The sequence below is a fragment of the Streptomyces melanogenes genome, from assembly GCF_014649795.1.
GTDB classification, from domain to species: Bacteria; Actinomycetota; Actinomycetes; order Streptomycetales; family Streptomycetaceae; genus Streptomyces; species Streptomyces noboritoensis.
This window is the reverse complement of sequence record NZ_BMTS01000030.1, coordinates 46,653-69,383: the sequence shown is the minus strand read 5'-3', so window position 1 is coordinate 69,383 and position 22,731 is coordinate 46,653. Positions and strand designations below refer to the sequence as shown.

General features: G+C 69.1%; 17 protein-coding genes and 2 pseudogenes. 5 read left to right on the top strand and 14 right to left on the bottom strand.

Annotated features, from left to right (window positions below; genetic code table 11):
* Window positions 1-366: 366 nt before the first annotated feature.
* The 11 genes and pseudogenes from IE252_RS37520 to IE252_RS37470 form a co-directional block, all read right to left on the bottom strand.
* A pseudogene (locus IE252_RS37520) lies at window positions 367-978 on the bottom strand (class I SAM-dependent methyltransferase); the annotation flags it as partial.
* A 72-nt stretch (window positions 979-1,050) separates the two neighbouring features.
* Window positions 1,051-1,884, bottom strand: coding sequence for a glutaminyl-peptide cyclotransferase (locus tag IE252_RS37515; RefSeq protein ID WP_190093966.1), 834 nt, complete (start codon window positions 1,882-1,884; stop codon window positions 1,051-1,053).
* Window positions 1,885-1,902: 18 nt separating this feature from the next.
* Window positions 1,903-2,259, bottom strand: a complete 357-nt coding sequence (locus IE252_RS37510; RefSeq protein ID WP_190093965.1) for an OmpA family protein — start codon at window positions 2,257-2,259, stop codon at window positions 1,903-1,905.
* A gap of 661 nt (window positions 2,260-2,920) precedes the next feature.
* Window positions 2,921-3,946 (bottom strand): SAM-dependent methyltransferase, encoded by a 1,026-nt coding sequence (locus tag IE252_RS37505; RefSeq protein WP_190093964.1) that lies wholly within the window; start codon window positions 3,944-3,946, stop codon window positions 2,921-2,923.
* Complete coding sequence (locus IE252_RS37500) at window positions 3,939-4,310, bottom strand: hypothetical protein (protein ID WP_190093963.1); 372 nt, start codon at window positions 4,308-4,310, stop codon at window positions 3,939-3,941. Before IE252_RS37500 ends, IE252_RS37505 begins: the two co-directional genes overlap by 8 nt.
* Before the next feature lie 643 nt (window positions 4,311-4,953).
* Window positions 4,954-6,567, bottom strand: a complete 1,614-nt coding sequence (locus IE252_RS37495; RefSeq protein ID WP_190093962.1) for a hypothetical protein — start codon at window positions 6,565-6,567, stop codon at window positions 4,954-4,956.
* Window positions 6,564-7,040 (bottom strand): DUF4855 domain-containing protein, encoded by a 477-nt coding sequence (locus IE252_RS37490; RefSeq protein ID WP_190093961.1) that lies wholly within the window; start codon window positions 7,038-7,040, stop codon window positions 6,564-6,566. The genes IE252_RS37495 and IE252_RS37490 overlap by 4 nt, the downstream gene beginning before the upstream one ends.
* A gap of 58 nt (window positions 7,041-7,098) precedes the next feature.
* Complete coding sequence (locus IE252_RS37485) at window positions 7,099-7,572, bottom strand: C40 family peptidase (protein ID WP_190093960.1); 474 nt, start codon at window positions 7,570-7,572, stop codon at window positions 7,099-7,101.
* Between the two features lie 248 nt (window positions 7,573-7,820).
* A complete protein-coding gene (gene wsfD / locus IE252_RS37480) occupies window positions 7,821-9,566 on the bottom strand; it encodes a glycan biosynthesis hexose transferase WsfD (protein WP_190093959.1) in 1,746 nt (581 codons plus the stop codon).
* Window positions 9,563-10,450 carry a septum formation family protein gene (locus IE252_RS37475; protein WP_190093958.1) on the bottom strand — a complete coding sequence of 296 codons (888 nt, stop codon included), beginning with the start codon at window positions 10,448-10,450 and terminating at the stop codon, window positions 9,563-9,565. Before IE252_RS37475 ends, wsfD begins: the two co-directional genes overlap by 4 nt.
* Window positions 10,451-10,639: 189 nt before the next feature.
* Window positions 10,640-12,178: a DUF4434 domain-containing protein gene (locus IE252_RS37470; RefSeq protein WP_229849053.1), complete on the bottom strand. Its 1,539-nt coding sequence runs from the start codon at window positions 12,176-12,178 to the stop codon at window positions 10,640-10,642.
* 2,137 nt (window positions 12,179-14,315) lie between these two features.
* Between IE252_RS37470 and IE252_RS37465 the strand changes: the two genes are divergently transcribed.
* Window positions 14,316-15,170 carry a S1 family peptidase gene (locus tag IE252_RS37465; protein ID WP_190093956.1) on the top strand — a complete coding sequence of 285 codons (855 nt, stop codon included), beginning with the start codon at window positions 14,316-14,318 and terminating at the stop codon, window positions 15,168-15,170.
* A gap of 556 nt (window positions 15,171-15,726) precedes the next feature.
* On the opposite strand, the gene IE252_RS37460 is transcribed toward IE252_RS37465, so the two are convergent.
* On the bottom strand, window positions 15,727-16,515 hold the full coding sequence (locus IE252_RS37460) for a class I SAM-dependent methyltransferase (protein WP_190093955.1): 789 nt from the start codon (window positions 16,513-16,515) through the stop codon (window positions 15,727-15,729).
* Between the two features lie 149 nt (window positions 16,516-16,664).
* Here IE252_RS37460 and IE252_RS44190 point away from each other — a divergent pair, with 149 nt between their 5' ends.
* Genes IE252_RS44190 through IE252_RS44050 form a run of 3 tightly spaced genes read left to right on the top strand, consistent with a single transcriptional unit; the run spans window position 16,665 to window position 20,317 of the window.
* Entirely contained in the window at window positions 16,665-18,170 is a 1,506-nt protein-coding gene (locus IE252_RS44190; RefSeq protein ID WP_190093954.1) for a methyltransferase domain-containing protein, read from the top strand.
* Window positions 18,167-19,036, top strand: a complete 870-nt coding sequence (locus tag IE252_RS37450; protein WP_190093953.1) for an SAM-dependent methyltransferase — start codon at window positions 18,167-18,169, stop codon at window positions 19,034-19,036. The genes IE252_RS44190 and IE252_RS37450 overlap by 4 nt, the downstream gene beginning before the upstream one ends.
* A gap of 30 nt (window positions 19,037-19,066) precedes the next feature.
* Window positions 19,067-20,317, top strand: coding sequence for a cytochrome P450 (locus IE252_RS44050; protein ID WP_190093952.1), 1,251 nt, complete (start codon window positions 19,067-19,069; stop codon window positions 20,315-20,317).
* 64 nt (window positions 20,318-20,381) lie between these two features.
* On the opposite strand, the gene IE252_RS37440 is transcribed toward IE252_RS44050, so the two are convergent.
* Both IE252_RS37440 and IE252_RS37435 read right to left on the bottom strand, forming a co-directional pair.
* A complete protein-coding gene (locus IE252_RS37440) occupies window positions 20,382-21,053 on the bottom strand; it encodes a hypothetical protein (RefSeq protein WP_190093951.1) in 672 nt (223 codons plus the stop codon).
* A gap of 40 nt (window positions 21,054-21,093) precedes the next feature.
* The gene (locus IE252_RS37435; protein WP_190093950.1) at window positions 21,094-21,717 is read right to left on the bottom strand and encodes a hypothetical protein; all 624 of its coding nucleotides are present in this window, start codon (window positions 21,715-21,717) and stop codon (window positions 21,094-21,096) included.
* Window positions 21,718-22,099: 382 nt separating this feature from the next.
* Here IE252_RS37435 and IE252_RS37430 point away from each other — a divergent pair.
* A pseudogene (locus tag IE252_RS37430) lies at window positions 22,100-22,678 on the top strand (HdeD family acid-resistance protein).
* Window positions 22,679-22,731: the final 53 nt, after the last annotated feature.

The following is a 22,731-nucleotide window of genomic DNA, read 5'->3' as shown; positions in this document are numbered from 1 at the left end:
GCCCTGTCTGGTCCTCACCCCGGGCATGCTGCTGCCCGCCGCCTGGCTGCTGCCCGCGTGGGGCGCGGTGGCCTGCGCGGCCGCCCTGGTCTTCCTGCTGGCCAAACTGTCCAAGTGGCACACCCGGAGCGACACCGAGCCCGGCACCTTGACGACTTGACGAGACGTCAGACGTCAGCGGACCGACGGGGTGCGCAATCCAGTTCACCCGACCGGCGCAGGGAAGCGCACAACCGATCCACCACCGGATCGTTGAGCAGGTCACTACGTCTCCCGTAGTCGCGCAAGGGCCCCGCAGACCGTCATGCCTGCGGGGCCCTTCGACATCCGGGTGAGAGCCGGACCTGAGCGGCGCAACGGAAGCGGTCAGACCGTGGCCACCAGCACGTCCTCTCCGGTCGACGGGCGCAGGCCGTCGGTGCGGCCGGTGAAGTAGCGCTCGGCGTGCGAGGCTCCCGACACATGGCGGGCGTCCTTGAAGCCGGACTCACGGGCCAGGGCCAGCATCTCCTGCGGGGCGTAGAAGCTGAGGAACGGTGTGCCGGAGGCGCGGGCGCCCGCCTCGCCGGCCAGCAGGCCGGGGCGGTCGGCCTCGTCGACGAGTTCGACCGGCAGCAGGAACGTCATGGCGAGCGTCGAACCGGGGGCAAGTGTGGCGATCCGGCGCATGGTTGCGGCGGTGGCGTCCTCGGTGAGGTACATGCTGACGCCGGTGGAGACGACGACCGCGGGCCGGGCGGGGTCGAAACCGGCGGCGGCCAACCGCTCCCACCAGTCCTCGTCCGCCTCGAAGTCGACCGGCACCAGGTGCAGCCACTCGGGGATGTCGTAGCCGAGTTCGGCCAGGCGCCGGCGCTTCCAGGCCTGCGGGCCCGGCTGGTCCACCTCGAAGATCCGCAGGCGGGAGGCGATCTCCGGCTTGCGCTGGGCAAAGGTGTCCAGACCCGCGCCCAGGACGACGTACTGGGTGACGCCCTGGTCCAGCAAGCTGAGGCCCCTCGTCCGGCTCTCGGGCCGGGCGAGGGCGGGGAAGGGCACAGCGGCCGACGGCTATCGCGGGGCATTCAGGTCCGCGACGAACTCGACGCGAAATTCCTTGGGCCAGAGTTTGCCCGTGAGAATGAACTGGCGGGTTCCGGGGATACCCGCGATTCCGTTCAAGGGGCCTGCGTGCCCCCGCTCCACGGCGGGAAGGAGTCCCGAGGCGTCAACCACTCCAGTAACTGCGCCGGTCTCGGAATCGATGCGTACGATCCGGTCAGTCAGCCAGACATTGGCGTACACGGTGTCGCCGACGCACTCCAGCTCGTTGAGCTGGGCAACAGGGTGCCCGGCAGCCGACACCGTAGCTCCACCGATCTCGGCAAAACTGTTCCGGTCCCGGAAGGTGAGGCGAGCGGAACCGTTGCTCATCACGAGCCGGTCACGCCCTGACTGATAGCACACTCCCCAGCCCTCACCCCGGTACGGGACCCGGCGGAGTTCAGCCAGCGTGACGCCGTCACGTTCGATGGCGATCCCGTCCCGCCACGTGAGCTGCCACAGTTTCGCGCCGACGACAGTGATGCCCTCGCCGAACAGCGGCTGCGGCAAGGTGGCGCGGACCGCGGGAGCAGCGCCGGGTGGTCCCGCCTGAACCGTGGACTGCCCCACCAGGCCGGTGCTCTCGTAGAGCACCGCACCCGCCATCTCCAACCCCTGAGTGAAGGAATGCGGATCGTGCGGCAAGGTTTCGAGTACCTTCACGTGCAGACGCTCAAACGGAACTGCGTCAGGCAGGAGGGGCTCCTGGGTTTCGCCATTCCTTATGACAAGAAGAGGGCAAAAAGAGCAGATTCCGATCAGGCCGGCTACGGATCTCCATGCCGTCGCACGCACATGCATATGCGCGATGGTGACATGTCAGAGAGCCGGGGCGGTGATGAACACGTCCGCCCGGCGCAGGCTCGGATACGACGTGGGGCCGCCGGGCAGCGCGCCCGTCGTCCCCACGGTCAGCGCCACACCGGGCAGCAGCCCGGCGAGCCTGTCCCGCACGGCGTTGGCACGGTTGCGCGCAAGCGTGGCGTTGTGGGATTCCTGCCCTTCGGGAGACGCGTAGCCGTTGACCACCACCGCGGTGGCGTTGACGCCCCGGGCCTGCTGAGCGAACTGCTGCAGTCGCGCCGACTGCGCCGTTCCGACGCCTTCGGCCGTCTGATCGACCAACAGGGGGCTGTCGAAGTTGAAATAGATCGACAGCGGGTTACCGGCGTTCATCCCGGGGAACGCGTTGTGCTGCGGCTCGGCGGGAGGCTGCGTACCGGCTTGCGGCGGTAGTGCCGCCGATGAAGGAGGAGGCGCGCTTCCTCCGGTCGGTACGCCCGCGCAGGTGGACTGCCCCGCCGGCGCCCCGTACGGCGCGTAGGGGGGGAAGGGCGGGAACGGGGGGAACGGCGGGTAGGGAGGGTATGGCGACGTCATGGCAGGACCTCCGACCGCAGGTCAGGCGATGACGACCACGGCGGCGATCGTGACCGTCGTCGTGGGCGGGGGCTGCGGAGGTTGCGGCTGCGGTGTCGGGGTTGGTGTCGGTGTCGGTGTCGGCGCAGGGGCCGGCGCGGGTGGTTGCGGTGTCGGCGCAGGGGCCGGCGCGGGTGGTTGCGGTGTCGGAGCCGGTGTGGGCGGTGGCGCGGCCGGGGCCGGGGCCGGCGGGGATCCCATCGTCTGGGCTACCGCATGGCAGCACCCGGAGCCCCCGCCGATGACCACGGGTGGGTACGGCGGATACGGCGGGAAGGGTGGATAGGGCGGGAACGGCGGGTAGGGTGCCTTGCTCATGGCCTCTGTCACTCCTCGGCTGGAGCGGGCCACCGACGTCGGTCAGGGCGTTGGTGCGGGGTTTCGGCGGACGTACTGCGGACGTATTGCTGACAGGTCGTCACTCTCCGTTCTGTGGTGCCTGTTGGGCCCCCGTCGCCTGTTGCACATCGCGGAGTGCGTACTGCATGCGTGCGCTCGGCGTCGTGGGGCGTGCCGGCGCGATGTACATCGTGGTCGCGGCGTTCACGTACTCCGCCGTGAGCTGCGACAGCTGAAGCCGCTGGATCGTCGGTGGACAGCCCAGGAAGAGCGCGGCCTCGTACAGCACGACCTCCTGGGACGGGGGGTAGAACTCCAGCAGGCGCTGCACCAGCAGCGGGAAGCCCCGCAGGTCGTATCCCTGCCCCCGGTAGGTGAAGTCGCCCACCACACCCACCTGCCAGAGGATCAACTGCGAGGACGTGTCGATCGTCCTCTCGTGCAGCAGGAAATCGCTGGCTTCGTAGGTCTGGGTGCCGTTGACGCAGGGGTCGACGCCGAGGTCGGCGAAGAGGCAGTCCTCGGCCGAGATGCCCGGAAGCATGAAGGCGGTGTACCCCTCCGTGCGGGCCCGCCGGATGGATTCGTGCGAAGGGTAGGCGAAGACGCCGGGGTGGCCATAGAAAGCGGCACAGGTGCGTTTTCCGCCGCGCACACAGGACAGGATGTGGTCGACCATGGCCTCGTAGCTGCCCATGCGCCCCTGGCCCTCGCCGTAGTAGCCGCGCAGTGACAGGGCCTTGGGGTTCAGCTGGGTGATGACTTCTTCGGCGATCGGGTCGGCGACGAGGTAGACGAGTTCGTCCGCTTCCTTCATCCACGCGATGGCTTCGACCGTGAGCTGCCCGACGACCCGGATTCCTGTTCCGACCACGGCGAGAGAACCCGGCTTCTGCGCGACGGGGGCGGCGGGGGGCGGGGCGGCGGTCTCGCCGTTCCCCAGCAGCACCTGCCAGAGGTCGATGGCACGGCCCGACGCCAGTGCCGCTATCTCGTTGTCCGGGATGCGGGCCGCCTTGAGCTCTGCCGCCGGGCTGCGGACGTATCGTCCGAGACGGCTCGCGCTGATCGCGAGTTCGGCCATGAATCGGCGTATCTCAGCCATCGCCGGCCTCCTCGTTCCTCACACGCGCCCGAGGGCGCGTCGCGGACTGCGTGCGCGCCGGGGTCTTCCGCTTGGCCGCCGCTCCCTTTCCCTCCGGTTTCCTCTTCTCTTCACCGACGGTGAGCTTTCGGATCCAGTCGTCCACGGTGTCGAGTACGCGTTGGAGTGCCTCGATCGAATTGTCGGTGTGCTTGAGCTGGGCCTGAGCCGAGTCCAGTTCGGCCTCGAGCCTCTCGACCCGGCCCCCCAGATCGGTCTTGACCTGCATCGTCTGGTTGAGCATGGCCGTGTACCAGGCGCGGGTCGCGTACACCGTGGCGACGGGCGTATCCGCTCCGGGTTCAGGACTGCGGGCCTGGGCCATGTCGACCTCCAGCTCAATTCATTCTCGCTCTCGCCCCCGGGCCGCTTCGTCGGCGAGCTCCAGGATCATCACGAACGGATCGAGACCGACGGCTTCCGGGGCAGTGCCCGCGGCCGGTCGGGGAACGTCCCCGGCGGGAACGGGTGGTTGGGGCCGGTCCGGTTGCGGGTCAGCGGCTCCGGGCGTGGCGACCGCGGGCACGTGGGCGAATCCGAGCGACCGCATGAGGGCCGGGTCGCCGGGCGGCGACCCACCACTCGGAGCACATGGGCACGAGTACGGTCCGCCCCCGGGGGTGACGATGACGTACGGCGGATAGGGCGGGTAGGGCGGCAGCGGAGGATAGGGCGGATGGGGCGCCGCGTCGGCATCGGCGGAGCCGTGCCCGTGGCGCTGACGGACCCGGCGTCTTCTCCGGTACACCTTCACGACTTCGTAAGCAACCCCGCCGTCGTCTTCGCCGTCGTCGAACTCGGGGTCAAAACCATCTCGCTCGAATGGAGCCATGGATGCCTCCAGCGGAGGTGCGCTCCTCACCATGATCAACCCGCTGGTGCGGGCAGTCAAACGGGCGACAAGGTTTACCCGTTGCGAAATCAACTACCCGGCGGGATCCCCTGCCGGGCCGTGCGGTCTCGCGCGCTCAGCGGGCGGTGAACTCGCTGACCATGTACCACCCGTTGGTCCCGGGGGTCGGGTCCAGATCCATTCTGACCCCGGTGACCTGGGCATCGAAGGGGAGGACCATGGAGGCGTGGGGAGCGGCGCCGTCCTCGATGAAGACCACGTTCGACTCTTCGTGCCACTCGCCGTTCTGGTCGCGCCAGCAGCCGATGATCGGCATCGGCGGCAGGGTCACGCCGTCGGCCTGGCTTGGCCGGGTGAACCAGAGGGTCGCCGTGCGCACCGGGCGCGGTCCGACCCAGGCGACCTGCACGTAGCCTCCCGTGCCGGAGGGGACACCGTCGACCAGGTTGTTGAACTGCGGCGCGAAGACCGGGGTGACGATCTGATTGGTGAGCCGGTCGGCGTTGTCGCCGTAGGGGGTCTGCTGTCCCTGCTCCACCGAGGGGACAGGATTGACGGTGTACGGCTGGCCCTCGGAGACGACCGCGCCGGTCTCGTCCTTGACCTGGACTTCGTCGAGCAGGATCCAGCCGGCGCCGTGGGCGTGGACCGTCACATAGCGTCCGTCGATATCGGGCACTGCCAGGGAGACCGTCCCGGCCTGCTGCGGTGTGCCGCTCACCTCGTGGGCCGCCAGGGTGTGCTCCCTGGAGGTGCCCATGCTCTTCTCCGTCAGGCCCTCGATGCCCGCGTGGCGGGCGGGTGTGTCGAGGCCGATGTAGGCCAGCGGGTGATCGGGCCAGCCGATGCCCGCGGTCTGGTCGTAGTGGGCGAACAGGTCGATCCGGGAGACCTTGCGCGGCCGGCCGAGGTCGATGGTGATGGTGAAATGGCCGCCGTAGAAGTTCCAGCCCATCGCGCCGGGCCAGTTCCAGTCGCCGGTGGGCGACCTGAGGCCGTCGGTGAGTTTGCCGCGCCGGAAGTCGACGTGTGTCGGTGCGGAGTCCGGGTGCGTGCCGGGCTGCACCGTGTACGAGCTCGTCGAGAGTTCCCCGGCGACGCCGTTGGCGATCACGGGCACGACGTACTTGTCCGCCACCAGGCGTGTGATGTCCGGCCAGTTGGTCCCGGCCTCGCGGCTCAGGACGATGGTCAGCTTGGAGACCTTGCTGTCGCCGCGGGCCGACAGGGCCAGCGGGGCGCGGACCCCGTAAAAGGGATCGGACTCGGTCGTGCCGCTACGCTGCCGGTAGGAGGTACGGGGGCCGCCGGGGCCGTCGACCTTCACGGTGAGCCGGCCGCGCCACCGCCTGGCGGGGTCCGGGTCGGTGAAGTCCATCCGCACCGCCCACAGGTCGATCGGCTCGGGCGGAATCCACTGCACCAGGCGGGTGCCGTCCTGCTGCTCCTCCGCTGTCGGCCAGGGCAGAGCGATCTCCAGGTTGGAGATCCGCCGGCCGTCCAGGTAGTCGGCCAGGTCGGTGTAGCACCACCAGCGGTCGCCGGTCGCGGCGGCCTGGGTGGTCATCTTGTCGAACATGTCGCCGGCCAGACCGGTGAAGAACACCTGCGGGAAATTGTCCGCCCCGGCCTCCTGGCCCACGGCCAGGTATTGGTGCGCGGACCAGCTCTCCAGCGGGGACTCGCCGGCGCTGCTCGCCTCGTACTCGTACGCCTGGTGGTGCCTCACGGACTCCGCGCCCATCGCGTACAGCCGCCCGTCGTTGGCCTCCCCGCCGTACTGCGGGGAGCGGAACGCCTGGCTGGGCTGGGTGTTGGAGACGTCGAAGCCGAGCCCGGCGGCGTCGAAGGCGTGGGGCGCGCCGTAGACTGGTCGAGGTACCAGTCGGCGGCCTGCACCCGCTGGTCGGGATCGCCCAGGTCCAGCGTGGTGGACCAGCCCGGCAGCTGCAGGCTGTGGTTGTTCGGGTTGAGCCACGGGACGGTGATGGAGACCTGGACCGGGGCGGGCGGTGTGCCGTACTGCTTGGTGAGCGAGGTCGCGGCGGTGTCCAGGCCCGCGGCGTCGGCGAAGGCGTCGTCCAGGATGCCGGTGAGCTCGTCGCCGGTGAACTCGCCGTACATCAAGTCTTTGAGGGACAGGAAGACGGCGAACGCGGCGAACATGCTCAACGCCGCACACGTCGGACGTCGAATGATCATCACATCAACTCTCTTGATGGTGGAGCGCCCGTACCTGGGTGCCCATCCGGACGAGTCGTCAGCCCACCCGCCCGTACCAGACGCTGCCGTTCCAGATCCTTTCGAGACGGACCACTGTGCCGGACTTGGGCGAGTGCCAGATCCTCCCCTTACCGGCGTAGATGCCGACGTGGTACACACGCCGTCCCGAATGGAAGAACACCAGGTCGCCGACCTTGCGGGAGGAGGCCGATACATGCCGGGAGTTGTTGTACTGCTGTTGGGCCGTGCGCGGCAGCTTCCGGCCCGCCCGTTTGAACGAGTAGAAGGTCAACCCCGAACAGTCGAAGCGGTACGGACCCGTGGCCCCGTACTGATAGGGCGCCCCCTCCTTCGAGGCGGCCACATGGAGCGCCTTGGCGGCGAGCGCTGCGGCATTCGCCTCGGACGCTGTGCCCGGGGCCAGCAGCATTGCGCCCGTCATGGCGAGAGCGAGAACCGTGGTGGTACCGGTACGAGCCAGCAGGGGCGGAACATCTGTCTGCGCAGTCATGCGAACTCTTCGTCTCGTGAGGCCGCTCACGACTGACCCATTCGGGTGGACACAAGAGTTTCGGTACCCGGCCGGCGGCGACGACAACGTTCTGACCTGCGACGCAGGGGCTGATGATGTGGGGCGCCCAAGCAACATAAGCAACTCATAAGGGCCAACAGGCGCGGCTCCCGATAGGCCGGACAGGGGTGGTCCGTCCGGCCGTTCCCCCACCCGGAGAGTCGCTTGAGGCGGGGGCACGACGCGCCTTACGGGAAGGCGGCGCCGGGAGCCTCGGCGCCTGTGACCGGCGACGTGGCCGCCAGCGCCCCGCTGCTTCCCGCCCGCTGCCACGGCACATCGGCGGCGGGCGTGCCCTCGTCGAGGTCGGTGTCGGGATCGTCGCTCAGGGCGGTAGCGGCGAACGCGGCGAGCAGCAACGGGCCGAGAAGAAGAGTGCCGTAGAGGGTCAGCACCATGTGTTTGACGATGTCGTTCTGGCCGTCGGACAGGAGCACCGCCCAGAACTGGGCCACGGTGTTGAGTGACATCGCGATCAGCACCCAGCCGACCCCCCGTGGTCCCGCCCTCAGCCCCCGGTGACGCAGGAGCCGTACGCCGACAGCCAGCGAGCCGAGCCACAGCCCTGGGAACACGATCCAGCGCAGCGGCCTGAGGAGGGCGAACGCCATGACGGTGAGGGAGAAGCTGTCGTCCTTGGCGTAGGCGACCTTGCCCGGCTCGTTCAGGAAGTTGCCCAGATACTCGGGGCGGGTCGCGGTGAGTGCGAGCAGCCCGTCATCGGCCAGCGCCGCCGCCCTCCCGGGGTGCTTCGCCCAGAAGGCGAGGATGTCACCGTCGTCGACGGTGTCGAGGAATTCCTCGTAGTGCGGGGAGGACGTGGGACCCGTGGTGCTGAGGAACGACTTGCCCGCGAACTTCGCCATCTCCGGGGCGACTCCGAGTTCCCGCAGGTCCTTCTCGGGCGTCGGGCTGCTCGGCAGGATTGTCAGAAAGACCTGGTGAACATGGTAGACCTCCTTCAGCCACCCGGCCTGGCCGCCGGCGAAGAGGACCGTCGACCAGACGATGACACCGCACATCACGGCGGCGGGAAGCCGTCTCAGCACCCCGACGGCCAAGCCCCTGGCGCCATCCCGGGCGAGCTGTCCGGCGCCGTCGGCCGAGGTCCCCGCCGGTTCCGCGGTAAGGCGCCCGAGGTCCGGGAACCGTCGGCTCAGGTGTCGCCAGGCACCGGCCAGCCGCGGAGAGTGGACCGGCCGCGCCAGCATGACCGGCAGCACTCCGATGAGCAGGGTCATCGTCTGCGCCTTGGCGAAGATCGTCCACAGAGCGGCCGCCGAGACCAGTGCCAGGCCGGGCAGGGTCGTGCGGCTGCCCCGCAGCAGCCGCAGAATCCCCGCGACGAGGAAGAGCATCCCGAGCAGAGCGGCGGGCTCGCTGAACGGAGAGATGAAGTAGGGCGCGACGGCTGAGTCGACAGTGGCCAGGGCGAACCCGCAGACCACGACGGTCCGGGCCCAGATCTTGAGCGGCATCGCCGCGGTGAGCAGGGCGACCGCGAGACCGAAGACCAATGAGCACACCACCCCCAGCGCCCGCAGGTCGAGCGCCCCGGGCAGCCCGAGGACGGGGGTGAGCGCCTTGGCGAAGACCAGCAGCACCCATTGCGTACTCAGATAGGGCGTGCCGCTCCCCCCGGTGCTGCAGGCCTCACCCTTCCAGTCGTACGCTTCGTACGTCGGCGTGACCCAGGCCCACTGCGGCTGTCCCACAGGTGCGACGTCGAGTTGGCACAGGAGGCGGTGGCCGTCACCGCTGTCCGCGAGGCCGACCGTGGAGCCGATGAACAGCCGCCCCAGCATGATCACGCACCATGCGAAGCCCATGACGACGCAGGTCACGCTCAGACGGCGGCAGGGATCGGTGAGCCACGACATGGCTCGCGCCAGTGTGTCGTTCGAGCTCTTCGGGTGGATGCTGTGGTTGCTCACGCCCGTGTGCCTTCGCCCTTGTTCTTGCGCAGACTCCCCTGGAAGAGCATGTCGGCGCCGACGGGACCGACCCAGCAGAGCCCGACCCGGCTGCTCTTGCTCCGGGCGGACTCGCTCGGCACCTCCACTTCCGCGCTGAACTCCAGGTCGGGCCGCTTGCTCAGTGGTTCGCCGATGTACGCGGAGACCCGCGACTCACAGAATTGCCTGGTGGCTTGCTTCATATAGGTGCGGCCCTTTGCGACCTGGTCCTTGCTGAACGGGAGCCGGGGACCGATGAGTTCCTCCCCGTGGTCTTCGGCACAGGGCACTTGGTCGCCGTGCCATCGGCAGACCCGCCAGCGACTGGCATCGGTGGCGGTGTATACGTTCTTGATCGGTCTTTTCAGAACCTGGGGGGCGGCCATCTCCTCATGGGAGGTGGTGACATCGCACCGAACCCTGCGTTCACCGCGTTTCCACTCCCTGGCGCTCGGGAAGAACCGGATCGTGTTGAGCCCCCAGACGGCGTCGAGGCTGGTGGCTCCGAGATATTCGTCGAACTTCTCCTTGGAACAGACGTGTTCGCCGGCTCTTTGGAGGAGCACATAGCTGGGACGTTCCTGGGCCTGTGCGAGGTGTCCGGTGAGTTTCACGACCTCGAAGGTCTCGGTGGTGTGCGGGCGGGCGCAGTCGACCGGGTCCTTCGTGTCACTGACGTAGGCAAAGGCGGTTTCCCAGGGTTGTGCCAGCTGATGACAGGCACCCGTGGTCCACGTGGTTCTGAGCGGACCGGAGCCGAGCCCCGGCGGGGTGGCCGAAAGGCTGGCGCCGATGACGCCGGACAGGACGGCGGCGGTGAAAACCGTGACCACCGTTCCTTTGACCATACGCGGGGCGTTCACGAGAGGGTCTCCATGTTTACCGGAAGGGCAGTGCGGAATAAATTACCGCACGTCTGATGAGAACCCGCGCATGCGGTGCCCGAATGGGCTGCGAGTGTGGCGGTGCACTGCGTGCAGGAATTCCGATAAACAGAATCCAGACAGGCGGGGTGCAGCATGCAGGACTATCGTATGACATTGTCAAGAAATTCAGGCAAGGTGCGACACATAGGTGGCCGCGTACTGCCCGTAAGCAGCCCAGTAGGCATCAGTTCCTACGGTGTCGGGACCCATCTGACTGATGAACGAGAACCCCGTGTATCCGGCGACCAGGCCGCAGGTTGCCTGCAAGTTGTCCTGGAGCCGGCCGGGGGGCATCGGGGTGTTCGCCGAGGCGCTGAACATGTCGGCGTTGTGCCAGAGGGCCGTACTCGTTCCTCGGAATTCATTACGCAGGTGAGTGAACCAGTAATGGATATCTGATGCCGAGATGTAGTCGTAACCGCCACCGTCCTGGACGGCGACGACGTCCACGTCGGGCATGACCTCCCTGAGCTTCGCCGCGTACGTGGGGCCGTCCAGGGTGAGGTTGAAGTAGGACGGAGAGGACATCACCGGCTTGCGACCGAAGTTGCCGTGCAGATACGCGGTGATCTCTCCGTAGAACCACTTCATCGGGTCGATGTATGCGGCGTTTGCGAGTTGCTGGTCCCCCACCTCGTTGGGGATGTACCAGCCATGGATGCAGTCGCCGTAGAGCGCGTCCAGATCCTCCGCGCAGGCTTTGTCGTCCGCGAGCTGACAGGTGAGCCAGGCGTAGTCGCCCGGCTGGCCGTTCTCCTCCCACCACCATGTATTGGCCAGCCCGACCCAGACCTTGACGCCGGTCTTCTCAGCCGCGTTCAGGATCAGCTCGACCATGTTGGAGCGCTGGGGCCACATTGCGCTCGGGTAATACGCCTCGCCCGCATCGCGGTCCACGGTGAACTGCACGCAGACCGTATCGATTCCCACGCTCGTCATGAGTGCGAAATTCCGCTCGTACTGGGCTTGGGTCCAGTCGACGGTCGGGAAGTTCGGATACCCTGAGACAGCCATGGGCTGAATGAATGTGGCTCTCATGGCCGGGGGTACATGCCTGTGATTCTGCAGCTCTTTTACGGTGCCCGCAGCCCCTGCCGGACCCGTTGCATCCACGCCTGACGGCGGTAGGTTGATGTTGTCGAATCTCGCCGTGGAGGCAGACGGCTCGGCGGCCCAGTTCCCAGCGGCGATCTCGACCCTGAGCGCAACGACCGGGAAGGGGTTGGTGATGCGGTGGAACGAATTCCAGACGACACCGTCCGCAGAGGTTTCCCAGTAGGTCATGCCGCCCGACTCGCGAATGCGCAACCACCGGTGATTCGTCGCACTGTACGCGGTGCTGCCGCTGTCGGTTGTCGTGCCGTCCGCCACGCGCCGGGCCCTGATACTTCCGTTGTCGATGCGGAATGACATCCAGTTGCCGGAATCCAGCTTCACCTTGCACGGGAAGACTTCCCAAGAAGGGAGGCACTGATTTCCGGCATCAGTGACCTCCATGAGGAGACAACTGCCCGCCAGGCTGTAAGCGGCATCACTGGAAATCGACGGGTAGGACGCCTCCAGGTGGGAAGTGACATGGAAACGGCCGTCGGCCGAGCCGACGTTGCCAAAGGAAACCCACTTGCCTGCCGTGATACCGGAACAGTCGTCCGTGAGTGTGTGCATCAATGCCACAGGCGCAATTGATCCTTTCCGACCGGACCCTCGGCTCCAGGGTCTGCGGCTGCCAGAACAAGCCGTGGGTCACGTGTGTGGGTACGGCTACGACGACGGAACAGGCCTGTCGGCTACTCCCAGATCGTGGTGTACTGAGGCCCGTAGAATTTGATCTCTTCGAGAAGCCTCTCACCGTCATCACTGGCCAGGGCACTGTCCTTGCGTTTCGCATGCACCTTGGCGAGCTGTCGTCCGGCCCGTGTAATGCACGGCGCCGACGGGACGGCAGCGCACTGGCCACACGATGTGGCGAGAACCAGTGCCTCGCAAGCGGCTTCCAGATCCCGGAGCCTTGTGTGCCGGTGAGCGCGGCAGGGGTGGATGCTCTCAGGCACGTTGCACTGAGCACCGTCTTCGAGGAGATAGGCGCACAATTCGTCCGGCCGGGGATCGTGGTGCACACATCGGTCGCTCCCCACCCGCTTCTCGTATACACACCGCAAACCGGTTGAGTTCTCCACCCATCTGTGGTCATAGAGCTCCTGGTCAAGGGTGGCGGTGCATCGCTTCGGAAAGGGATCAGTTGCTCCCTCGGAAAGCGGCCAGTGCGCATGTTCGGAACAGCGCTGCGAGGCTTCTTTCACAACCCGGGCACAGAAACCCCAAAGGGGCTGCGCCGAATGCGGGCAACGCTGTGGCGAGTGCCACCAACACAAGGGCTGCAGTGCCGGACTGAGCTCCTTGACGAGCCGCCTGGCCTGCGGATCATCGAGGGTACTGAGAAGCTTGACCACCCGGCTCAACTGTTGTGCTGATACATCGATCCTCCGGGGCGCGCCATTGCGCTTGCGCCTGATCACCGTCGGAGGATTCGGCCTCGTGAATGCCATGGGGGAGATTCTGGCCGCAGCCCGGTGGCCCGACGCGCAACGCGCCGGACCACCGGCCCGCAAGGAGCAGCGCACCACGCTGCACGGCAAGGCTACTGCAGAAGCCGCGCCTGCCCGGTTGAAAGCCCGGCGAGTCGCTGATAGGTCATCACGGACCGGGCCCGTCGGACCAAGCGCCGGACCGGGTTCGCCGGGTTCGCGGCCCGGCCCCGCCAGATGAGGAAGAGTCAGCTGCCCCGCGAAGCCGAGCCGGCTCGCCCCAGTCAGCCAGGAGGCCGTCGCCGAACGGCTCGGCCTCAGTTGCCGTACCTACGGCAGCGGGGAGCGGCCGCGCCGAAGAGCGGGCCGAGCCCGAACTCCTCGCCCTGGCCTAGGCCCTGGAGACGTCCGACTACCAGCGCGGATACCTCTGTGCCGGCAGTCGACCGGGCTCCGGCCACCCGCCCGCACCCCCCGGACAGGGGACTGACCCGCATCACCAGCGCTCCCAGCCCGGATCGTGCAGGTCCCAGCTCGGGTCGGTCAGACACAGACCCCACGCGGGGTCGGCGGGGCGTTTGCCCCTGTGCCTGTCGCAGCGGATCGTCACGGTACTTCCCCGTGGCGTCCAGCGCACGCTCCGTGCAGCGGTCGCCCACATGGCTCCCGGCGGCGTCACACACGGTGATGTGCCCGCCGAACGACGCCCGGCTTCCCGGCGGGGGGATGAAGCCGGCGCGCAGCGACGTTGCCGCTGGCGGACGGCCCCAAGACCCGCACCCGCACACAGGCCTCCAGATGAGCAAGGGTGACGACGGAGGACGAGTTCTCCACGGCGGCCTGGGAGAGCACGGGGAGCGAGTGGCCGGGGCCACAGCGTCCCCCTTTGTGACTGATCAGCTCCTGTGGCTGATCAAGCACTCTCACGCCCCAGGCGGCGGGCCATGAACGGCGAGGCACCTCTCGGCTACCCGCGCACACGGCATCCTCCGCCAGAACAACACGCATATCCCCGGAGGGGAGGGGGCGTCCCGGCACGAGCGGGGCGCCGAGCGATTCGGGGGTTGCTGGACTCGGCGACCGACGTCGCTTCCGGCGTCCCCCGGGCCACCACCGCATCCGGTGCGGCACGCGGCATGACCGCACCGACCGCCCGACCCCAGCGACGGCAACAGTCGTTGCCCCACCCAACCGAGACGGGACTCTTCCCGCCGTTTCCGGTGGGCCCGCCGTTCGTTGCGCTGAGGGTAACGCCCGTCAGTTGTAGGAGACCGTCCATGGCTGCAGCACGTCCTGCGAACCGCCTGCTGGCCCGACGATGTGCGCAGGTCTGCGGGGCCCTCGCCGCCACAGTTGCCCTGGTGCTGCCAACCGCGGTGGAGCCGCCGGCGCACGCGGCACCGGCAGTCGTCGGCGGTCAGTCAGTGGGCATCGCCGACTCCCCCTGGGTGGTTGCCTTGTCCAGCCGGGCACAGTTCGGCCCCGGGCGGTCCGGCCAGTTCTGCGGTGGAGTGCTGGTCGGGCCCGACAAGGTCCTCACTGCGGCTCATTGCCTGGCGAGGGGAGGCTTGGACGTGCCGTATGAGGAGGCGGACGATCTCATGGTGATCGCCGAGCGCGGCGACATGGAGTCACCAGCGGGTACGGAGGTTCCCCTCGCGGGGATGTGGGTCAACCCGGGGTACGACACAGGGACCCACGCGGGCGACGTCGCCGTCCTGACCCTCGCGCATCCCCTGCCGGCACACTCTGCGATCTTGATGGCGCAAGCCGGCGACCGTGCTTACACGCCCGGCACGACCGCCGAGGTCTACGGCTGGGGCGACACCACCGGATACGGAGATTACTCGCCGACACTGCGGGCCGCGCGCGTGCAGGTCCTTCCCGACGCGACCTGCCAGGAGGCCTATGCGGGGAGCCCCGACGGCACGTTCACCGCCGACTCCATGCTGTGTGCGGGGGATCCGGGAGGAGGGCACGACGCCTGCCAGGGCGATTCCGGAGGGCCGCTGGTCGCCCGCGGACGCCTGATCGGCCTTGTCTCCTGGGGCACCGGGTGCGGGCAAGCGCACCAGCCGGGCGTCTACACCCGGATCTCCGGTGTACTGAGCGGCATCCGGCCACCCTTGTAGCGCATCTGGGCACCTCAGCCCGTCGGCGCCCCCTCTTCGGCTCACCGCGCGGCGACAACCCCCACGGGGGTGCGCCCGCGGACAGCCCCACGGCGCTCCAGCGCGGGATCGTCACATGCCCCGCTTTGTTCGTGGTGTGGTTGTCGGGTTGGTTGCCCGTGACGCCGACTGGGTTGATGGCACGTTGTGCAATCAGGGGACCTGCGGTGCCGTCACCCGCGGCGAGCGGGCCGCCGACGCAGCGCGGGGCGTCTTGGGGCCGTCCTCGCTCTACAGCCTGCTCACCTCGGCCCTGCAGGTGCTGCACCGGATCGGTGGGGAAGGCGCTGACTCTCCACTGCCGCGGCTGGTCGCTGAGCCGGCCAACACCCACCCGCGCCCGTTTCTCGGCGTGTGGCACGCCTCACTCGAGGGATACGAGGGTCAGCGCCCAGCCGGTGTCGGCGCCATCGCTCACGAACGTGTCTGGCCTCAGGCCGCATCGGCCCGGCGGATCCCAGAGTGCGGCGGCCCGCAGTCGTAGCGCCTCACGGGCCTGCCCGGCCCGTGAGGTGGGTCAGTTCCCGTCCAGACGGTAGACGTGGAAGTCCATGTTGGCGCCGAAGGGGAGCGTCGGGGCGGGGGTGACGGTGCGCAGGTGCTGCGCGCCCGCGAAGGAGTGGTGCAGGGAGTCGTGGGCGATGTGGTCGTTGGTCTTGATCGCGACGAGGCAGGGCAGGCCGTCCCGGGAGCGGCGGACCTCGTCGAGGATCTCGGGAACGGGCGGGGAGGTGCGGGTGAGGTCGAGGCCCGCAGGAGTGAAGGCCGGGCCCCAGGGGGGTTCGACGAAGTAGGTGTCGCGGGGGCCGCGAGCGGGGTGCTTGCCGAGCAGGTCCCGGTAGTCCCCGAGGTGGAGCTGAGTGCGGGCGCCGACGCGGTCGAGGTTGTGGCGGGTGGCGGTATGGACGTCCAGGTCGAGCTCCGCGGCGTGCACGACCACGTCGAGTCGGGTGCCGAGGTGGTGGCTGAAGTTGCCCGAGCCGCAGAACAGGTCGAGCACCAGCGGCTCCTCCTTCCCCGCTCTTTCGGGCAGGGTGGTGTGGATCTCGGCCAGGGCGTCGGCGACGGCGACGGCGTAGCCGTCGACGCAGCACTCGATCGTGGTGCGCCCCAGCAGCCGGATACCGGCCGACTCCATCCGGGGGGCGGGGATCCCGTACAGCGAAAGCCCTTCGGGACGGCCGTAGATGAGGCGCCCGGCCTCGCAGAGCTGCTCGCCGGTCAGGACCGTGGTGCGCAGTTCACCCAGGAGTCGGTCGCGGAAGGCGAAGTAGGCGGTGTGACTGTCGGTGATGGCGGTGGTCATACGAGAGGTCAGCTCCCGGTGAGGGCCCCTGCTGGCAGAGGAGATGAGGGACAGCACAGAAATACCACTGTGCGTGATGGAACGGTTCCGCAGTGTAATGTCCCGCTGGGGGTGGTGACTGCCCCGTCAGGAACAGGAGCTTTCGTACGATGACCATGGAAACAACGGCTCTTCCCGCTGGGGTCCCGCTGCCGGGCTCGGCACAGAGCGCGGCGCGGCCCTTCGACGTCCTGGGCAAGACCTACGAGGACACCTACGCCCACCTGCCCGAGCAACTCGCGGCGATCGACTGGTTGCTGGCCCGGCTGCCCGCGCGCGCCAAGGTGATGGACATCGGCTCCGGCACCGGCCGCCCCACCGCCGACCGGATCGCCGTACACGGGCACCAGGTCACCGGGTACGACGTGTCGCAGACCATGGTCGACCTCGCCCACGCTCAGGTCCCCGAGGCCCGGTTCGAGCTCGCCGACGTCCGGGAGCTGCCCGATACGCCGGGGCAGTGGGACGCGATCACCGCGTTCTTCCCGCTGCTGCAGATGCCGCGCGCCGACCTGGACGCCACCCTCGCCCGCATCGCTCAGTGGCTCACCCCCGGTGGCCTGTTCGTCCTCGCGACCGTGCCCTTCGACGCGGAGGACGAGGAGATCCAGTGGATGGGCCAGACCGTCCGCTGCACCAGTTACCCGGCCAAGACGTTCGGGCAGCTGCTGCGCAAGGCCGGTCTGGATGTCGTCCACGAACAACTCAGCGTCTTCCACCCCGACTTCCCCGGCATGGGCCCGGAGGAGCACCTGTTCGTGTACGCGGTGAAGCCCGGCGGCCCCGCCGCCCCCGCCCACGCGCTGACCGGCCCGCACCCACTGCCCAAGGTCTACCGGGGACCGCACGAGCTGAGCGAGCAGGGCTGGCTGGGCATGGAGGTCCGCTTCGAACGCCAGGACATCAAGCTGGTCGTGGACGAGCTCGCCGCCAATACCCGGGTCCTGGACGTCGGCGGCGGCACCGGAGCGGTCGTCAGAGAGCTCGCCGCCCGCCTGGAGTCGGTGACCACCGTCGAGCCGCACGCGGCACGCGAGGAGAGCATGCGGCCGCTGACCGCACACGGGGTGACCGTGCTGCCGGGCCACGCCGAACGACTCCCCCTGCCCGACGCACACTTCGACGCTGCCGTGGCGACCTGGGTCCTGCATTACACCGACGACCCCGCGGCCGCCGTCGCGGAGATGGCCCGGACCGTCGACCGCACCCACCCCGAGGCGAAGGTCGTCCTGGTGCAGGGCGCCCCCGACAACGAGCTGATCGAGTTGTGGAACCGCACGTGCGCCCACCTGATCGGCGAACCCCTTGACCACCAGGGCTATCTGCTGGACCTCGCCGCCCGCGTCCTGGCCGAGCACGGCTTCGACGACATCGCCTTCACCCGGGCCCGCGTGGACGTGGTCTTCCCCGAAGAAGGCCCCGAGGCCAAGGCCGCGGCCGCGGCGGAGGTGCTGGCCGACTTCTGGAACACCGGACACCCCCGCCTGGGCCAGCTGCGCCAGGCCCTGCTGCCCGCCCTGCGCGAGCACTTCGCCCACGGCACCGACCGGTTCAACGACGACGCCGTGATGCTCACCGCCCGCCCCCGCACCGCCCGACAGGAAACGCGACGATGACCTCCGCGCCCGTCAGTCCCGCCACCCCCCTCACCTCGGCGGAGGTGGCCGCCTGGTACGAGGCCTCCGACGAGCTGTGCAAGATGATCAGTGGCGACAGCTTCCACTACGGCATGTGGCAGCCAGACGACTTCGGCGAGCCGCTGCCCGCGCGGCAACTCGCCACCCGGGCCCAGAACCGGATGACCGACTTCTTCTGCGACCTGCTCGCGATCAAGCCGGGCGAGCACCTGCTGGACGTGGGGTGCGGCCACGGCAGCCCCGCCCTGCACGCCGCCCGCGAACGCCGCATCCAGGTCACCGGCTGCAGCATCAGCCGCGCCCAGATCACCGAAGCCATCCGTCGCGCCGCCGCTACGGGGATGGCCGACCGGGTCCGCTTCGCCTTCGGCGACGCCATGGACCTGCCCCACGAGAGCGGCCGCTTCGACGCGGTGTGGGCGCTCGACAGCTTCCCCCACCTCAACGACCCGGTGCAGGGGCTTGGCGAGCTCGCCCGGACAGCCCGGCCCGGCGCGCCGATCCTCGTCACCTTCTACACCCAGCGCGTGCCCGCCACCGACGCCGAACTGATGATGTGCCGGGAGGCGTTCGCCTTTTGCCCCCTGCCCACCCACGAGCAGGTTCTCGGCCAGATCCGCGCCGCCGGGCTCACCCTCGAACAGACCCACGACATGAGCGCGCACATCGCCCCCACCTGCCGGGCGTACGAGCGGATCTACCAGGACAACCGTGCCCTGATCGCGGAGAAGTTCGGCGTCCCGTACGCCGCCGCCATGGACACCGCCCTCGCCGACACACTCACCTTCCTCACCGACAAGACGGGCTATCTGGCCTGCCTGCTGCGCCACGCTGCCCACAGCTGACCACCGCCCCGTCCGCTCATCGAGGAACCCGTGACCACCACCACGCACAGCGGATGCCCGGCCGACACGCCTGGCACCATCGCCCGCCACGCCGCCGGTGACTTCCGCACCACCTACGCGCACCTGCGCCGCGAGCACCCCGTCTACCACGACCACGACCTCGACCTGTGGGTCGTCTCCCGCCACCGCGACATCGACGAGGTCCTGCGCGACCGGCATCGCGCCTTCACCCCGGCCCACAGCTACGACCCCATCCAGCCCACCGACCCCGAGGCCGCCCGCATCTACAGCAGCGTCCAGGACGTCCCCGTCGCCGCCTCCACCGATCCCCCGGCCCACACCCGCTACCGCGACGCGCTCACCGCGGTATGGCCCACCAGCGCGATCCAGCTCGCCCCCTGGCACTCCCACGTCGAACAGCGCGCCCTGCACGCGGCGCAGGCCCTCGCCGCCCGACCCGACCGCGTCGGCGAACTCACCGCACACTACGCACGCCCCCTGACCGCACGCATCATGAGCGACCTCATCGGCATCGCCCCCGAGGACGAACTGTGCGTCATCTCAGGCTCATCCGGCATGGCCGACCTCTTGTGGTCCTTCCAGTCCGCCGCCGACCAACAGCGCTGCGCCCAGTCGGTCGTGGACCTGTGGAAGCTGTGCACCAGGCTCGTCGCCGAGCGGCGCGGCCAGCCGCAAGACGACCTCACCACCAGGTGGATCTCCTACCGCGACGACGCCGGCGTCCCCCTGACCGACGCCGAGATCGCCTCCACCCTCATGGAGGTCCTCACCACCAACGCCGAAACCCTCGCCCTGCTCACCACCACCACCCTGCAGCACCTCCTCACCGGCAGCGGCTACCGCCACCTGGCCCAGCACCCCGACCAGGCCCCGGCAGCCATTGAGGAAACCCTGCGCCTGGACCCGCCCCTGATCGGGTGGCTGCGCACCACCACCCGCCCCGTCACCCTCGCCGGTACCGACCTCCCCCAAGGCGCCCGCGTCCTGCTCCTCATGCACTCCGCCGCCCACGACGAAACCCACGGAGTCCACGCCACCCACACCTTCGATCACCGGCGCGGGGACACACCCCCCACCCTCAACTTCGGCGCGGGCATCCACTACTGCCCCGGCACCCAGTACACCCGCCTCGTCGCCCGGCACGCCGTCGCAGCGCTCACCCGGACCCTGCCCGGCCTCACCCTGACCTCCCAGACCCCGGCGCCCCGACCCACCAACCTCATCCTGCGCCGCTCCACTCGGCTTCACGTCACCTGGTGACCCCCCCGGGGGGGACGACCGCACCCTCGTCCGTCTGTCGCTCCTCCCCGTTGAACGGCGCCGGTTACACCGCGGACCGCCCGCACCACGATCGGGGCGTCCCGGGCACGGCAGGGCACGGCAGGTCCGTGGGTGCGGGGTCGCCGGTGCTGATCTTCACCGGCAGGTTGGTCTGCGACAGCGTCCAGGACCCGTTGAATTCGTAACCGAAGGAGAAGACGCCCTGGCCCTGTGCGTCGTTCGGCGCGTCGGCGGGGACAGTGAGGTGGAACTGCCACTGCCGCACCTCTCCCGGGGGGACGACCGCGCCCTGGTACGGGGAGGTGCAGAACAGCTGGGGTCCGTAGTTGTAGATCTCCCCGTAGGCGGCGTAGACCTGACAGGTCCACGGGCCCGGCGCTTCGCCGACGGGGGTCAAAGTGGCGTCCGCGAACATCGTGCCCCGCGGCGCGAACACGGTCAGGCTCATGTGGTCGCCGGTGCTCCGGCCGTTCCAGTCGGCGGTGTTGTTCCTGACGCCGATCGTGACCGTGCCCGTGGTCCCCGGCGCGATGACGGTGACCGGATCGTCGGGATGGCCGACGGACGGGTCGGTGTCGTCAGCATGTGCGGGTGCGGCGCCCAGGACCGTCGCGGCGACGGCCGCGAGGGCGACGGCCAGCCACTTGTCCGTCCGCCGGGGTGTGGTGCGGCGGCGGGGCGCCGGTGGTGTGACCGGCCTCTGGGGGTCCGTCATGAGCCGCGTGTCCTTTCCGTCCGTCCTCGATCGGTCCGGGCTACGCGGGCGCGCTGCCGGTGTCGAACCCCCATTGCATGGTCGTCTCGTCCTCGGGGTCCGGCGTGCAGAGGTTGTAGGAGAGCCAGGCGAGGCCGGACCGCTGCTGAACGCCGTAGGGCAGGTCGGCGGGAACCTGCAGGTTCACCTGCCATTGCCGGACCTGTCCTGCGGGGACGACCACCCCTTTGTACTCGGACACGCAGAACAACTGCCGGGCGTCGACGGAGCGGTGGCACGCCCACGGGCCCGGCGCGTCTCCCACCGGGGCCAGGGTGCTGTCGGTGAACCGAGCCGTGCTCGGAGCGTTGATGGTGAACTTCATACGCCCGTAGTTCTCACCGCTCCAGTCGGAGGTGTTCTTCAGGCCGATCCGCGCCGGGCCCGACGTCCCGGGCGGGATGACCGGCAGCGGGTAGTCCCCCGACGCGTCGACGAGCCTCTCGGGAAAACCGGCCCGCGCGGTGGCCTGGGCCTGTGCGGGGCCGACGGCCGGCCCGACCACGGCGCCCACCGCGAGGGCTACGGCCGCCAACCGGCACGCCCACCGGAGGGTGCGGCGGTGCGGCGGGCCTGGCGGCCGGTGGGCTACCGGTGGTGCGGCCGTCTCCTGCGTACCCGTCATGTGGCCCTGTGTCCTTGTCGTCGCCGTCACCGCCGCTGCGGGGAGGAATCCGGCACGGGCAGGCGTCGGCGCCCGCATCCGCCTGGAGAGGTCCATCCCACCGCCCGGCCGTGCCGCCGTCACGCAACCCCACCGGCGTTGCGCGGATATATCATCCGATCGGCCTGTCCGGCGCGGGGCCTGCCGTGGGCCCGGCTGTCCACCGGGACCGCCCGACGTTGCGCGGCGTCCCGCATGGCCGCATGATCGAATGACGTGAACGTCTTATGCGCTGACAGGCCGGTCGGCCCAGCGACCCGCCGGAAGCGTGTCGGCACCGGCGAGCAGGTATCCCCTCCGGATACCGGCGAGGAGCGTCAGGGTGTACGAGCGCGACACGGCCATGGATCCCCGGCCTCCGCTCCCGGGCGCACTGCGGTGGCTCGCGGACGCCGCCTGGCAGAACGTGCTGCTGGCCGGGGCCGCTTCCGTCGCCCTCGGCGTGCTGGTCCTGGCCTGACCCGGCGCGACACTGCTCGTGACAGGTGTCCTCTTCGGCGTCTACCTGTTGGTCAGCGGCATCTTCCAGCTCTCCAGCGCACTGGGCACCCACGCCTCGACCGGTCTGCGCGTGATGGCGTTCATCAGCGGCACCCTGTCCATCCTGCTCGGACTGCTCTGCTTCCGCAGCGCCCTGGAGTCCGTCCTGCTGCTGGCCGTGTGGATCGGTACCGGCTGGCTGTTCCGCGGCATCACCCTGACCCTCGCCGCCGCCGGCGATCCGTACATGCCTGCCCGCGGCTGGCTGCTCTTCGCCGGCATCGCCAGCACCCTCGGCGGCATCGTCCTGATCGCCTCCCCGTTCAAGTCGGTGGCCGTCCTGACGGTCCTCGCAGGATGCTGGCTCCTCGCCCTCGGTGTCACCGAGATCGTCACCGCCTTCCGGCTCCGCGGCCACGCCAGGAGCGTCCCGAGGACGTGAACACGCTGCCGGTCGCCCGGCTGCGGGGGCTGCCCGGCCGACCTCGTGGCGCG